This window comes from Thermobacillus composti KWC4 (genome assembly GCF_000227705.2).
Taxonomy (GTDB): Bacteria; Bacillota; Bacilli; order Paenibacillales; family Paenibacillaceae; genus Thermobacillus; species Thermobacillus xylanilyticus.
Genome location: NC_019897.1, coordinates 1545301 through 1559093, shown reverse-complemented (window position 1 = coordinate 1559093; position 13793 = coordinate 1545301). Strand labels below are relative to the sequence as shown.

At 62.4% G+C, this 13793-nt stretch carries 12 protein-coding genes and 1 pseudogene; 2 read left to right on the top strand and 11 right to left on the bottom strand.

Going from position 1 to position 13793, the window contains the following annotated elements:
• Window positions 1-46: 46 nt before the first annotated feature.
• The 9 genes from ltrA to THECO_RS07220 form a co-directional block, all read right to left on the bottom strand.
• Window positions 47-1438: a group II intron reverse transcriptase/maturase gene (gene ltrA, locus THECO_RS21055; protein ID WP_015253141.1), complete on the bottom strand. Its 1392-nt coding sequence runs from the start codon at window positions 1436-1438 to the stop codon at window positions 47-49.
• Between the two features lie 471 nt (window positions 1439-1909).
• Window positions 1910-3055: an ABC transporter permease gene (locus tag THECO_RS07245; RefSeq protein ID WP_015254394.1), complete on the bottom strand. Its 1146-nt coding sequence runs from the start codon at window positions 3053-3055 to the stop codon at window positions 1910-1912.
• A 1-nt stretch (window position 3056) separates the two neighbouring features.
• The gene (locus THECO_RS07240; RefSeq protein WP_015254393.1) at window positions 3057-4163 is read right to left on the bottom strand and encodes an ABC transporter permease; all 1107 of its coding nucleotides are present in this window, start codon (window positions 4161-4163) and stop codon (window positions 3057-3059) included.
• A 36-nt stretch (window positions 4164-4199) separates the two neighbouring features.
• Window positions 4200-5138, bottom strand: a complete 939-nt coding sequence (locus tag THECO_RS07235) for an ABC transporter ATP-binding protein (RefSeq protein ID WP_015254392.1) — start codon at window positions 5136-5138, stop codon at window positions 4200-4202.
• Between the two features lie 97 nt (window positions 5139-5235).
• Window positions 5236-5661, bottom strand: a complete 426-nt coding sequence (locus tag THECO_RS20510) for a sensor histidine kinase (protein WP_052835857.1) — start codon at window positions 5659-5661, stop codon at window positions 5236-5238.
• Window positions 5662-5663: 2 nt separating this feature from the next.
• Entirely contained in the window at window positions 5664-6281 is a 618-nt protein-coding gene (locus tag THECO_RS20505; protein ID WP_052835856.1) for a histidine kinase, read from the bottom strand.
• Entirely contained in the window at window positions 6218-6394 is a 177-nt protein-coding gene (locus THECO_RS21640; RefSeq protein WP_157373544.1) for a hypothetical protein, read from the bottom strand. The genes THECO_RS20505 and THECO_RS21640 overlap by 64 nt, the downstream gene beginning before the upstream one ends.
• On the bottom strand, window positions 6391-7080 hold the full coding sequence (locus THECO_RS07225; RefSeq protein WP_015254390.1) for a response regulator transcription factor: 690 nt from the start codon (window positions 7078-7080) through the stop codon (window positions 6391-6393). Before THECO_RS07225 ends, THECO_RS21640 begins: the two co-directional genes overlap by 4 nt.
• 121 nt (window positions 7081-7201) lie before the next feature.
• Window positions 7202-8602 (bottom strand): NAD-dependent malic enzyme, encoded by a 1401-nt coding sequence (locus tag THECO_RS07220; protein WP_015254389.1) that lies wholly within the window; start codon window positions 8600-8602, stop codon window positions 7202-7204.
• Between the two features lie 159 nt (window positions 8603-8761).
• On the opposite strand from THECO_RS07220, the gene THECO_RS07215 reads away from it, so the two are divergent.
• Both THECO_RS07215 and THECO_RS07210 read left to right on the top strand, forming a co-directional pair.
• Entirely contained in the window at window positions 8762-9262 is a 501-nt protein-coding gene (locus THECO_RS07215; protein WP_015254388.1) for a DUF5946 family protein, read from the top strand.
• A gap of 90 nt (window positions 9263-9352) precedes the next feature.
• Window positions 9353-9933, top strand: a pseudogene (locus THECO_RS07210) (hypothetical protein).
• 109 nt (window positions 9934-10042) lie between these two features.
• On the opposite strand, the gene THECO_RS07205 reads toward THECO_RS07210, so the two are convergent.
• Window positions 10043-10894, bottom strand: a complete 852-nt coding sequence (locus tag THECO_RS07205; protein ID WP_015254386.1) for a VOC family protein — start codon at window positions 10892-10894, stop codon at window positions 10043-10045.
• A 185-nt stretch (window positions 10895-11079) separates the two neighbouring features.
• The gene (locus THECO_RS07200; protein WP_015254385.1) at window positions 11080-13686 is read right to left on the bottom strand and encodes an adenosylcobalamin-dependent ribonucleoside-diphosphate reductase; all 2607 of its coding nucleotides are present in this window, start codon (window positions 13684-13686) and stop codon (window positions 11080-11082) included.
• Window positions 13687-13793 lie beyond the last annotated feature (107 nt).

Below are 13793 nucleotides of genomic sequence, written 5' to 3'. Positions count from 1 at the left end.
TCTCACACCACCGTACATGCGGGTCCGCATACGGCGGTTCCGAAGGTTAACAAAGCTCAAGGTAACGAGAAAGCAGACTTTTCAGCCCTTTCGCTTCCCAGTAGGAAGTCGGAAGGGCATTGTTTGTGTTACGGGACATTTCCCACGGACCACGGCGTGAGTTCGCCATCATTCGAGCCGCCCATTCGGGCACGCCGAGTGCACGGAGATTACGCAATCTGGTCCTGGGTCTCTTCCATTGTTTCCACAGACACATGCGTAGTCGCCTGCGCATCCATGCGTCGAGGTTACCACAGTGGTTCTTGGCGGCAGCCAGACGGAAATAACCGATCCATCCCATCATGAAGCGGTTCAGTCGGTGAATCCTCTCTTCCATCGTCAGCGGGCGCGAGCGGTCCGTTATCTCCCGGACTTTCTTCTTGAAACGCTGAATCGTCTTGGGTGCCAACCGGACCGTTGCCTGCTTGTTCGACAGGAAGCTGAAGCCGAGGAACTTTCGGTTCCACGGCCGGTCTACCGCGCTTTTGTCCCGATTCACTTTCAGTTTCAGCTTTCCTTCCACAAATCGGATCACCGATTCCATGACCCGTTCTCCGGCCCGCTTGCTGGCCACGAAGATGTTGCAATCGTCCGCATAGCGGACGAAGTGCAGTCCTCGTCTGGTCAGTTCTTTGTCCAAATCGTCCAGCAGGATGTTGGCGAGAAGCGGACTGAGCGGGCCGCCTTGCGGCGTGCCTTCTTCCGTTCTCACGACCACACCCCCGGCCATAACCCCGGCATTAAGGTAAGCGCGAATCAGTTTGAGCACGCGCTTGTCGTCTATCCTCCGCGCGACTCTCGCCATCAGGATGTCGTGGTTCACACGGTCGAAGAACTTCTCCAGATCCATGTCCACGACCCAGCGGAGGCCGCTTTGGATATACTGCTGCGCTTGCCTTACCGCATCGTGCGCGCGCTTCCCCGGCCGGAAGCCGTAGCTGTGCCATGAGAAATGCGGGTCAAAGATCGGTTCCATCACTTGCAGAAGCGCTTGCTGGAGAAGACGGTCCATCACGGTCGGGATGCCGAGCAGCCGTACGCCGCCTCCGGGTTTGGGGATTTCCACCCGTCTGACGGGCAAGGGGCTGTACGTTCCCGCAAGGAGTGCGGCTTTCACCGCTTCCCAGTGTGTGTTCAGGTAAGCTTGTAACTCCGTTACCGTTACCCCGTCCACACCGGGGGCTCCTCCGTTCTGTACCACTTTCCTGTAGGCCTTCAAGAGGTTCTCCCTTTCCAGCATCTTCTCCAGCAAGTCGTCCTGTGCTTTGCGAGAGGAAGGGGCGATTTGTGCCGGCAACGGACTCGGCACTCCAACGGTCCCTTGCGGCTTCACCGCTACCTCCCGCTGGCAGCCCTCTTGCGAGGTATTCTGCTGTCTATGCCCGTCGCGCGAACGCATCGGTTTCCTCTCTCCTTTCGGTTTGGCCCTTCCGCTTTCCTTACGTCCCGTACTCGCGTACTATGGCCTCTGCTGACTCCTGCGGATTCAGCGCAGCCTCCCGGCTGCGGTTACGAAGTCACTTCGCGCATGAAGTCACTTCGCGTATTCCGCAGGCCTCCCCGGATAAGAGCGTCATCTTTCCGCCCGCGACCACTGGAGTTTACAGGATTAGTCCTTGGCGGCTTTGGATTTCGTTGTGTGCTGGCAACTCATCCGACTAACCCTGCCTCGAATCCAGTTCGTGTACCTTGGCCCGTGCGTTTGCCTTAGGCTTCCTTCAGATTCGGCCTCGCGACCGACACCCTTGCCCTCGGCTAATGGTAGGCGCTCGCCAGCCCCCATTCCGGACTTTCACCGTAGAGATGACGCCCATGCCGGGCGTACAACGGATGAGCGGCGGGGCATGACCCCGCCGCTCTTCTTGCCGATTCATAATATCGCCGCCTCTCTCCGCCTCGCATGTTCGAACGCCGCCGCCAGCGCGCAGGCAAGCGCGAATGCCGCGAGAATCGCCAGGTTAAGCCATACATCCGCCAGCGCCGCGCCCGATTGCAGCCGCCCGACCGCATCGAGCAGCCAATGCTGCGGGAACAGCTTGCCGATCCGCTGCACGGACTCCGGCATCGTCTCGATCGGGAACATGCAGCCCGCGAGCAGGCTTGTCGGGATAATCATCAGGTTCTGCAGAGCGGACGCCTTCATGGCGGAAGCCGCGTGCGCCGTCACCGCATGGGACACCGCAATCGCCGTCAGAACATAAGGCAAAAGCACGATCAGCAGCATCCCGATCGGCAGGCCCGGATCGATGCCGAAAGCCAGCGTCATGACGGCGAGCGCCACGGCGATGAGCAGCATCAGGACAAGCAGGTTCGTCAGGACGTTCGACAGCATATACGAAACCGGCGATACGGGCGTGCTCAACACGCGGGCATAGGTGCGGTTCTCCCGTTCGTGCAGAATCAGGTTCGACAACTGGGCCGCGCAGAACAGCAGGAGGATCGCCAAATAGCCGATCGTCTGCCTGGACATGCGATGTTTTCCCGACACATCATCGATGGACTCCGCAGTGAGCGCATAGCGAAAGTCCGCATGGGAAGCGTACAAACGCTCGAACAGCGCGTCGTCATCCTGCGCGGCCCGGCCGATGGACGCGATGTTCCGGATATAGGCGCCTAACATCAGATCCACATAGCCGGTGACGGACGTCCCCCGGATCGACACGATCTCGACTGCCGGAGGATTTCCCCGCCTCAGCCCTTCGCCGAAATGTTCCGGGAACACGACGGCGGCATCCAGTTCGCCCGACGCGATCATCCGCCGCGCATCCGCCGCCTCATGCTCGCTCAACTTGATCTGCTCCAGGCGGGCAAGATAGCCGGCCGCATCGGCCGCAAGCCGCGAGCCGTCGTCCATGTTGACGACGCCGATCCGAAGTTCCGCCCGTTCCGCGCCCCCGTGGAGCAGGAACGACAGACAGACGGCGATGGAAGGCATGGCGAGAAACAGCAGCCAGAACTTGACGCTCCTCACCGATGTCCGCAGCCATCGCCGCATGATCCAGACCGTGTCCCTCACCTTACAGTCCCTCCTTCTTCCGCATGATGACGGCGGCCAATCCCAGGCAGAGGGCGGCGGCGCCGAAGTTGAACGCCATGGCGCGCAGCGCCGTTGACCACTCGCCCGCATGGATGACCTGCAGCAGCGCGCGGTTCGTCAGTCCGAGCGGCGACCAGGCGGCGATTGCGCCGAACCATCCCGTCGACCCCTCGACGGGGAAATAGGCACCGCCGAACAGCGCCTCGAGCTGGACGATCACCATGATGACTACTCCGGCCGCGCCGCCGCCCCGCAGCAGATAGCTGACCGCCACGCCGAACCCGAGGACGAACAAGAGCTGGGAGAACAGGATGGGGAGCACCGCCAGCGGCCGGCTGCCCCAATCGGCATTGAACGCGTATCGGCTAAACAGCACCAGCAGAATGACAAACACGGCGTGGAGCAGGAACGATCCGGCCATTTTGCCGACGAAGATTTCAGCCTTCGACACCGGCGCCGACAGCAGGCGGAGATCCGTCTTCCGCTTGCGTTCCCACTCCATCAGCTGCGCGGCGGTAAGCGCGCTGTACAGGATGATCATCGTCGTGATGACGACCGCATAGTAATCCATCGAATCAGGCTGCCCCGTTCCGTCGACGGATACGGAACGGACGTACTCGCGTCCGACGTCCTCCGGCGCGGATATGCCGCCATCCGCCAGCACGGCCGACAGCCGGTATCGGTCGGCGAACGTCTGCAGCAAGCCTTGCACGATCGCGTTCTCGACCGAAGCGCGATCATTTCCGGTGTAGACCATGCCGCTGTCCGAGACGACAGCCATCCCGGCGTATTCCGCCCGCCGCACCATTTCCAGCCCCTTCTCGCGGCTGTCCGACACTTCGAACCGGACGCCCGACGATTCCGCATCGCGGACGAATTCGGACCAGACTTGTCCGAACGTCCGGTCCGGCTGCTCCAGCCGATACAGGACGCGGATCTCGCCGATCTCAATCTCCCGGTCGAAACCGCGCGAGAGCGCCGTGCCGAGAATGAGCATGATCGCGAGCGGCGTTGCCAGCATGAACACGAGCATGGCCGGATCGCGGAACGCCTTCAGTTCTTTGCATGCGATGTGCAACATTCGCATCTGCCGCACCTCCTTCATCTGCGCCAGTCTCTTCCGTCAGTCGTCGCGAAGGCTCCGGCCGGTGAGCGACAGGAAGACCGTCTCCAGATTCGGTCTTCGCGTCCCGATGTCCGCAATCTCCACGCCGCTTGCGGTCAGCGCCCGAATGACGGCGTTCAGGTTGTTCACTTCCGCATCCGTCTCGATCAGCAAGCGATTGTCGTCGCGTGCGACCGTGCGGACGCCCGGGATGTCGAGCAGCGCGTCATCCTCCACCCGATCCGTCTCGCGCAGCGTGACGATGATTTCCCGGCGGTCCGTCACAACGGACGTGAGCTGCGGGAGCGTTCCCTCCGCGATTACCTTCCCGTGATCCATGACGGCGATCCGCGTGCAGAGCGCCTCCACTTCCTCCATGTAGTGGCTCGTGTACAGCACCGTGCTGCCCGCTTCGTTCAGACGCCGGACAGCCGACAGGATCGATTGACGCGAATGCGGGTCGATGCCGACCGTCGGCTCGTCGAGAATGATCAGCTTCGGCCGATGGGCGATGGCGCAGGCGATGTTCAACCTCCGCTTCATCCCGCCCGAGAACGTCTTCGCATAGCGGTTCCGCTTGTCTTCCAGCCCGACGAACGCGAGCGCTTCTTCCGCGCGGCTGCGCAGCTCCTTGCCCCGCAATCCGTACAACCCGGCGAAGAACGCCACATTCTCGTACGCGGTCATTTCCTCATAAATCGCGAGATCCTGCGGCACCAGGCCGATCTGCTGCTTCGCGAACTTCGGATGTTCCGCGATGTTTCGACCGAAGACGCGGATTTCGCCGTCCGTCATCGGCAGCAGCGAGGCGATCATCAGAATCGTCGTGCTCTTGCCCGCCCCGTTCGGACCAAGCAGCCCGAAGATCTCGCCTTCGCGCACGGACAGCGACAACTGATCGACCGCATGAACGTCGCCGAACTTCTTCGTAAGGCGCCGGATTTCCACCACATGCATACCGGTTCCCTCCATTGATACTCGAGCTGATTACCATCCTAAACAAAAAGATGAACCTGCCATAGTGCACAAGTTCATCCCTTGGGTATGAAATATTTCATGAATTCCGGCGGCCGGATTCGTGAACATCCAAAGGAAGCAGTGTCGTCACGGTGAAGCCGCGCGATCCGTCGACAATGACCGTGCCGCTCGCCGCGGCCGCCCGCTCTTCCATGCCGGCCAGTCCGAGCCCCTTCACGATGCGGACGGCGCCCTGTCCGTCGTCGGCCACGACGGACCGGATCATCGCGCGCATGACCTGGACATGGATGTCGACGCGGCTTGCGGCGGCGTACTTCAGCACATTCGTGAGCGCTTCTGCCGTATTGTCATGAATGATTTTCCAATGGATCGGGAGAATCCGGTCCAGATCACCTTCATGGGTCACCGACGCGCGGATGGAATGCTGCGCCTCAAATTCGGCTGCAAGGCGCTTGAGCCGGTGCATGCCGAGCTGTTCGGGCAGCGGTTTCCATTGTTTCAACGTCAGCCGGATCCGGTCGATGCCTTCCTTCCGATCCGTATCGCCTGCTGCAGCAGCTGCTCCGCCTTCGCCCGGTCGGTGCCGAGCAGCCGTCTCGCCGCTTCCATCTGCATGAGCGAGCCGGTGAGCGACTGGCCGATCTCATCATGCAGGCGCTGCGAAATCCGGCTGCGCTCCTCCAGCTTCATGACATTCTCGGATTGCCGGACATATCCTGCCATCTCGTCCAGTTTCGCCGAGGTTCGGCGGAGTTTATGCCGCAATTGTTCCGTCTCGTCTTGCAGCATCCGGATCCGCCGCGCATCGGTATCGAATGCGCGCAGGCAGGCGAACGACGCCGCCGCGGCGATGCCATACGGCAGCAGCCAGCCGTCGGGCAGCGCCGGAAGGGGAACCGCCAATGCGGCAAGGATGCTCCAGCCCGGCCGAAAGATGCCCGAGGCAATCTCATATACGGTAATCGGAAGCGGCAGGACAAATGCCGGATGTACGGCGATCCCCGCGCCGAGCGCTGCCGCGGCGGGCAGCAACAGCAGCAGACGCGGCAGGCCCGCGGTCAGGCCGGCCGCCAGACGCAGGCTGATATGCAGCAGCGCAACCAGCAGGCATTCCGGCAGCATTCCGGCAGCAGCCCGGAACCGCCCGCGTTCACCGCCAGCCAGCCGGCGGCCGCGTGCGCGATCAGCATGAGCGCAATGCTGCGCCGCTCGGCGGGATGGCGATCCGCCATCATGGCCGGACGGCTCCCGTCAAGTAATAGATGGCGATCTGCGTCCGGTGCGTCATGCCGGTCTTGCCCAGAATCGACGTGATATGATTGGCGACGGTGCCTTCCGACAGATACAGGGCGTGCGCGATCTCCCGGTTCGTCATTCCCTTGGCGATCAGGGCCATCACTTCCCATTCGCGTTCGGTGAATTTGCCGCGCTCGGCGGCGGACAAACCGCAGCCGTCCGAACTTCCGTCATCCGTCTTCCGGTCTTCCGCTCTGCCCGCGTCTCCGATCCCCCGCATGGCCGCCAGTTTCTCCATGACGGCATCTTGCAGCACATGGTGGCCGTTGCAGACGGTGCGGATGGCGTCGCGTATTTTCTCCGGATCGTTGTTTTTGAGCAGGTAACCCATCGCGCCGTTCCGGATCGCTTCCTCGATGTATTCGTCGTCGTCGAATGTGGTCAGAATGAGCACACGCGTGCGCGTTCGCTCCGAAATCCGCTTCGCCGCCTCGACGCCGTTCAACTTCGGCATCCGGACATCCAGCAGCGCAACGTCGACCTCGTGCCGCTTGCAATATTCCGCTGCCTGCTCGCCGTCCTCGACCGCCGCCGTCACTTCGAATCCTTCGAAGGTCGACAGAATGATCCGCATCCCTTCGCGGACGAACGGATTGTCGTCAGCCAATAACACCCTGATGGTCAATGTGCGCCGCCCCTTGCCTGTTCGGATGATGTTCCGCATCTGTCTATTTCGCGATCGGTTACCCGAATCCTGTCGCAAGCACGGGCAAATCCGCGCAAAAACTGTCAGCCGGCCATCCCGCCTACCGGAAATCCGGCGGCACGCGGCGCGCCACGCCGGTCTGAATCGCCGCTTCGATCACCGCGTACCGGACCTTCGCCACCACCCGTTCGTTGAAAATGCTCGGGATGATGTAGGAGGCGTTCAGTTCCTTCCCGCTGACGACGGACGCGATCGCCCGCGCCGCGGCCAGTTTCATCGCTTCGTTGATCCGGCGCGCGCGGCAGTCCAGCGCCCCGCGGAACACGCCGGGAAACGCCAGCACGTTGTTGATCTGGTTCGGATAATCGCTGCGGCCGGTCGCGACGACGGCGGCATGGGGCAGCGCTTCTTCCGGCGCAATCTCGGGCGTCGGATTCGCCATTGCGAAGACGATCGGATCCGGCGCCATCGCCTGCACATCTTCGGCGGTCAGCAGCCCGCCCCGCGACACGCCGATGAATACGTCCGCACCGCGGATGACCTCCCGCAGCGATCCCGGCGCCTCTTGCACTTCCCGCTGCTCGGCAAGCCACCGCCACATCGGGTGCTCGTACGCCCCACCGCGGACGATGGCGCCTTCGCGATCGACCGGCACCAGCCGCTTCACGCCGGCGGCCAGCAGCATTTTGCAGATCGAGACGCCAGCCGCGCCGACGCCGTTCACGACGACCCGCACTTGTTCCGGCTGCTTGCCGACCACTTTCAACGCATTCAGCAGTCCCGCGACGACGACGATCGCGGTGCCGTGCTGGTCATCGTGGAAGACGGGGATGTCCAGCTCGTCCGCGAGCCGCTCTTCGATCTCGAAGCAGCGGGGCGAGCTGATGTCCTCCAGGTTGATGCCGCCGAAGATCGGGCTGATGTGGCGGATCGTGCGGATGATTTCCTCCGTATCCTGCGTGTCGAGGCAAATGGGGAACGCATCGACGTCCGCCAGCTGTTTGAACAGCATCGCCTTCCCTTCCATGACCGGCGCGGCCGCATACGGACCGATGTTGCCGAGGCCGAGCACCGCCGAACCGTCCGTGACGACGGCGACGGTGTTGCGCTTGATCGTCAGCGAGTAGGCCTTCCGCGCATCCTGGTGAATCGCGTTGCAGACGCGCGCGACGCCGGGCGTATAGACGCGGGACAGATCATCGCGGTTCTTGACCGGCAGCTTCGGGGTGACCGCGATCTTGCCGCCGAGATGCGCAAGGAACGTCCGGTCCGATATGTTGATGACCCGGATGCCGTTCATCCGTCTGAGCGCCTCGACGATCCCGCTTTCGGCCTGCTCCGGGGATTGGATCGTCAGATCCCGGACGGACTTGTCCTGCCCGGGACGGATTACGTCGATCGAGACGATGTCGCCGCCCGCCTTGCCGATCGCGGCCGCGACATCGCCGAAGCCGACCAGCCGGTGGTCAAACTCCAGCCTCACGATAATGCTGTTGTACATCTTCCGAACATTCCCCCTGTCTTCTGCAGGCAATTTGAACCTTGTTCAAATTTTCACCGTTCCGTACGCCGGTGAAACAGCCTGTCTTGACCGTGCCCCGAAGGATTTTCGTCCATGGTCGAAGAACGTTATGCTTATCCATTCGCGGAGTTGATCTCTATGTCTCAATACAAAACCTGTCCCGGATGCGGGCTCAGGCTTCCCGATCGGCATTTGGACGCCGCCGAGCGGTATCGCGCCTCGGGCGAATGCAGGGAATTGTACCATGAATTGTCCGCCTGGCTCATGATGAATCAGGATCTTGGATTTCGCGCGCAGCATGCAGTGGATGCCTACGGCGCCCAACATTCCGGCGGGGTGACGAAAAACATCACGACAGCTTTCGCGCTGATCGGCCTTTATCTGGCGCTGGAGAAAGGGTTTTCCGGCCGGCGGGTGCAGCAGATCCATATGGAACTGGCAAGGATGTCGATCGAGTGGCCGTCTCTGGAGCCGCCGGCGGCGAATTACGCCATTACAGTCGCCGATGTCGTCCGCGCCGAAGAAGGACCGGCCAGAGAGGAGATGCTGATGGAATGGGCGCGCTGCGCATGGGACGCCTGGCGCGAACGCCACGATTGGGTCAGAAGCGTCTGCGCGGCGCATCTCCGGCTGGATTGACGAGGCCCGATGCCCGTTTCTGCGCGGGCCTGTCTGCCGCCGCGCTCAGCCCCGCGGCTCCGTCATACGATGGAGCAAGTCCAAATTCAAATGACGGAGATGAGCGGAATGGCGCGACAACAGGACCGGTTCGCGATCACCATCCAGCTCGGAAACAAGCGGATGGTCGCGAAAGCCCCGCTGAAGAGCATCCAGCGGCTGGTCTTCATCTTCAACCGGCAGTTCACCAATGCCCCGAACACGACGCAAATCGCAAGCGGCGCGGGACACAGCGGCGCCGCCGGCAGCAACGCGGCGATCCGGTCGCCGCGGACGAGGCAGCAGCAAAGCATCGGATCGGGCGGCACCGCCCGCAATGTTGACGGAAGCGGCAAGGCCGCATTCCGCCGCTTGCGTGCCCAGACAGGGAGCCGTCCCCGGCATCGCCGCCGCGGCAAGGAAGTCGTCGTGGTGATCAATGAGCAGATCGTGAAAATGCCGCCGCAGAGCCGGAACGCCTCGGCCACGCAGGTGGCGAGCGGCGCGGGCACGTTCGGGGCCGGCGGGACGAACGCGGCGATCAGCACCCCGGCACCCGGCAGCAGCATGCGGTGGGCGGCGGTGGAACCGCCATCAACAAATGGCTCCGCAAACGGAAGCCCAATAAGAGGAAGACGCCCCGAAAGGTATAAATGAAAACAGGTCGATCCAGGATCATCATTCCTGATCGACCTGTTTCGTTTTGTCCGGTCATCACATCAAGGACTTGTCAGCGTGCTGTCCCCCTTACAACCGCATCGTTCAAATCGCCAGCAAAATCCGGTTCCCCGACGGGTCGCTCGCCGCGTATGCGCCGCCTTGCTCCGTCACGTCCGCGCCCAACTTCCGGAGGTTCAGGACGGCGCGTTCCCGTGCCGCTTCGTCGGGATAGATCAGGGTGAACGATTGGAGGCCGACGCTGTTCGCGGCCGGTCTCGGCGCGCCCACGCCGTTCCAGGTGTTGAGCCCGATATGATGATGGTAGCCTCCCGTCGACAGGAACAGCGCTTGCGCTCCGAAACGGTTGACCACCTCGAACCCGAGCCCGTCCGCGTAAAACCGTTCAGCCGGCCCCAGTTCCGACACATGCAGGTGGATGTGGCCCATCAGCGTACCGGCCGGCAGCCCGTCCCACGGCTTGTCATCCTCCGCCGCGAGAAGATCCCGGATATCCAGCGGGTCCACAGCCATCTCCACCTCGCCGCGCTTCCAGTTCCACTCCGAAGGGTCGCGATCCCGGTAAATCTCGATTCCGTTGCCGTCCGGGTCCGACAGATACAGCGCTTCGCTGACCAGATGATCGGAGGAGCCGAAACGGAGGCCGATGCGGGCAAAATGCTTCACGATCCGCGCCAGGTCGGCACGGGTCGGGAGCAGAAGCGCAAAATGGTACAGCCCGGTCGTCCTTCCCTGCTTCGGCGCCGCGTCTTCCGGCCGCTCGACGGTCAGCAGCGCCGTCCGCCCGTCCGCTGTGAGCGTCGCGGATGCACCGGTTTGCGTCAGCACCTTGAAGCCGATCACATCCCGGTAGAACCGCAAGGCACGATCCAGATCCCGCACTTTCAGGCTCACCTGTCCGACATAGGTGCAAGGCGCCTGATGAAAACCGGCCAATGTACACACCCCCTCTCAAGTTACTTACTTATTGTAAGTGATTATACAAGCTTGCATTTAGGGTGTCAAATGCAGCCCCCTGACAAAACAAGCGACCGATCGGGCAGACGGCTGGGCCGCCTGCCCGATGATCGCTTGCATCACCGACCCCGCACGGGTCGCGCTATCTATTTATTGGCAACGGCTTACTGACAACGGCTGTAGCCGCAGTTCGTGCAAGTCTTGCATCCTTCCACGTTCAGCAGCGATGCCGAGCCGCAGGACGGGCACAGATCGCGCGATTCGACCGGACCGCTCTTGCCGCCGGGCAGCGTGACGATCGGTTCGGCGGCCGCCGCAATCGGCGGCACGTCCGTCGGCGAACCCGCGTTGTCCTGGGTCAAGCCGATGTGCATCTCCAGCGACTTCGCCACGGCGTCCGCGATCGATTCGACGCGGTTTGCGCCGAAGCCGATGGCGCCGCTGCCGCCGATTCCTTTCAGGTGCTTGATCAGGAGCTTCACCTTGTTGCCGTGATCGCCGTAGCGCAGGAACAGCGAACATACGCGGCCGAGCGCTTCGGCCATCGCGAACACGTCGGAACCGGCTTTGCCGACGTTGAGGAAGATTTCGCCGGGCGTGCCGTCGATGTCGTTGATCGTAATATACGCCATGCCGAACGGCGTGTTGATCTTGTACGTCGCGCCGCGCAGCACTTGCGGACGGCGCTTGTACTGCTTGTCGAACACCTGCTCATCCTGCTTCGAGACGTTCGAATTGAGCGCGGCGTTCAGCTTGCCGATCGCCGCCGCGTCGCCCGAGTCGGCCGCTGCTTGCGTATCGGCCGCGGTGCTTTCCGCCTTCGCATCCTTCTTCTCGTCGTCCTTCGCCGCCTGAAGCACCTGCGTGTCGCGGCTGCCGTCGCGGTAGATCGTAACGCCTTTGCAGCCGAGCTCGAACGCCAATTCGTACAGCTTCTTCGTCTCTTCGATCGTGAAGTCGTGCGGCGCGTTCGCCGTCTTCGAGATCGAGCTGTCGACCCAGCGCTGGATCGCCGCCTGCACGCGGATATGGTCTTCCGCGCTCAGCTCCATCGCCGTGACGAAGTAGTCCGGCAGCTCCTCGCCCGGATGCTCGTCTCTCCACTTCTGCGCGATCGGCACGTACTGCTTGTCGAGGCCGAGACGGCTCTGACGGTAGTATTCGAAGGCGAAATACGGCTCGATGCCCGTCGACGTGCCGACCATCGTCCCCGTGCTGCCCGTCGGCGCCTGGGTAATGACGGTGACGTTGCGCATGCCGCGCTTGCGGACCGCTTCGCCGACTTCCGGATAGACGCTGACCATGTTGCGCATGAAGCCGCTCTGCAGGAATTTCTCCGCGTCGAACGCCTCGAACGATCCCTTCTCCGCGGCGATCTCCGTCGAAGCCAGGTAGGCTTCGCGCGCGATGAAGCCGTACAGCTTGTCGAGGAACTCGAGCGATTCCGGGCTGCCGTAGCGGATCTTCAGTTTGATGAGCAGCTCCGCGAGCCCCATCGAGCCGAGGCCGACGCGGCGCTCGCGCTTCTGGTTCTTCTCGTTCTCCTTGAAATGGTACGGCGTCTTGTCGATGACGTTGTCGAGGAACCGGACGGACCAGCGCGTCACCTTCGCGAGCTCGTCCCAGGCAACGTCGTCCTTCTCCTCGTCATAGAACTTCGACAGGTTGAGCGCCGACAGGTTGCAGACGCCCCACGCCGGCAGACCCTGCTCGCCGCACGGATTCGTGCAGATAATCGGGTTGAAGTACCAGCTGTTGGACATCTGGTTGTAATATTCCATGAATACGACGCCCGGCTCGGCCGATTTCCACGCCGACTCGATGATCGTATGCCAGACGTCGCGCGCCTTCACCGTCCGGTAAAGCACGACTTTCTTGCCGCGGGAACGCCATTTCTCCAGGTCGCCGTCCCACAGCTCGTCGTATTCCGGATCGCGGGTGTCCGGGAAGACGAGCTCCCAGTCGAGGTCTTCCTTCACGGCCTTCATGAACGCGTTGCTGATGCAGACCGACAGGTTCGCGTTCGTCACCTGGCCCATCGTCTGCTTCACCGTGATGAAGTCCAGCAGGTCCGGATGCCAGTCGTTCATCATCAGCATGAGCGCGCCGCGCCGGCTGCCGCCCTGCTCGATCAGACCGGTCGTGTAGCTGAACAGGCCGCCCCAGGAGACGGCGCCGCTCGACGAGCCGTTCACGCCCGCCACGACCGCGCGCCGCGGCCGCAGGCTGGACAGGTTGATGCCGACGCCGCCGCCGCGCGCCATGATTTCCGTCATCTCGGTCAGCGTCTCCATGATGCCGCCGCGGCTGTCCTTCGGCGACGGAATGACATAGCAGTTGAACAGCGTCAGCTCGTCGCTCGTTCCCGCGCCTGCCGCGATCCGGCCGCCCGGTACGAGCTTCCAGTCGTCAAGGATGTAGCGGAACCGCTCTTCCCACTGTTTCCGCTTCTCGGCCGTATCTTCCACGGAAGCCATCGCCTTCGCGAGCCGGTCCCACATCTCTTCCGGCGTCTTCTCGATCGTCAGCGTCAGCTTCTCGACCTCCGACTCGACGATCTGGCCTGCGCGCGTCCGCACGGTCACCTTGTTGCCGCTGCGCGCGATGACCTCCCCGACTTCCTTCGCCGGGAACTTCGGGTCATCCTTCGTCAGCACGAGCACGACGTCGCCGACCTTGGTGCCGGACGGGTCTGCGTTCTTCCATGCATAGCGGTCCAGAAAAATTTTCTCGCTCAAGCCTTCCAGCTTGCTGCTCTTCATCATTTTCATGCGCGAGCGCCTCCGGTTCATGCAGATTTTGCCGCTTGCGGCAGCAGATGTGTATCGCATTATGTACACAACATATAGAGTCCTCGACTCATTTTACACCACAATAT

Coding starts and splice junctions, on each gene's coding strand:
- THECO_RS07200 (WP_015254385.1), bottom strand. CDS start 13,686: ATGAAAATGATGAAGAGCAGCAAGCTGGAAGGCTTGAGCGAGAAAATT.
- THECO_RS07220 (WP_015254389.1), bottom strand. CDS start 8,602: ATGTACAACAGCATTATCGTGAGGCTGGAGTTTGACCACCGGCTGGTC.
- THECO_RS20505 (WP_052835856.1), bottom strand. CDS start 6,281: ATGCTGCCGGAATGCCTGCTGGTTGCGCTGCTGCATATCAGCCTGCGT.
- ltrA (WP_015253141.1), bottom strand. CDS start 1,438: ATGCGTTCGCGCGACGGGCATAGACAGCAGAATACCTCGCAAGAGGGC.
- THECO_RS07240 (WP_015254393.1), bottom strand. CDS start 4,163: ATGCGAATGTTGCACATCGCATGCAAAGAACTGAAGGCGTTCCGCGAT.
- THECO_RS21640 (WP_157373544.1), bottom strand. CDS start 6,394: ATGATGGCGGATCGCCATCCCGCCGAGCGGCGCAGCATTGCGCTCATG.
- THECO_RS07215 (WP_015254388.1), top strand. CDS start 8,762: ATGTCTCAATACAAAACCTGTCCCGGATGCGGGCTCAGGCTTCCCGAT.
- THECO_RS07235 (WP_015254392.1), bottom strand. CDS start 5,138: ATGCATGTGGTGGAAATCCGGCGCCTTACGAAGAAGTTCGGCGACGTT.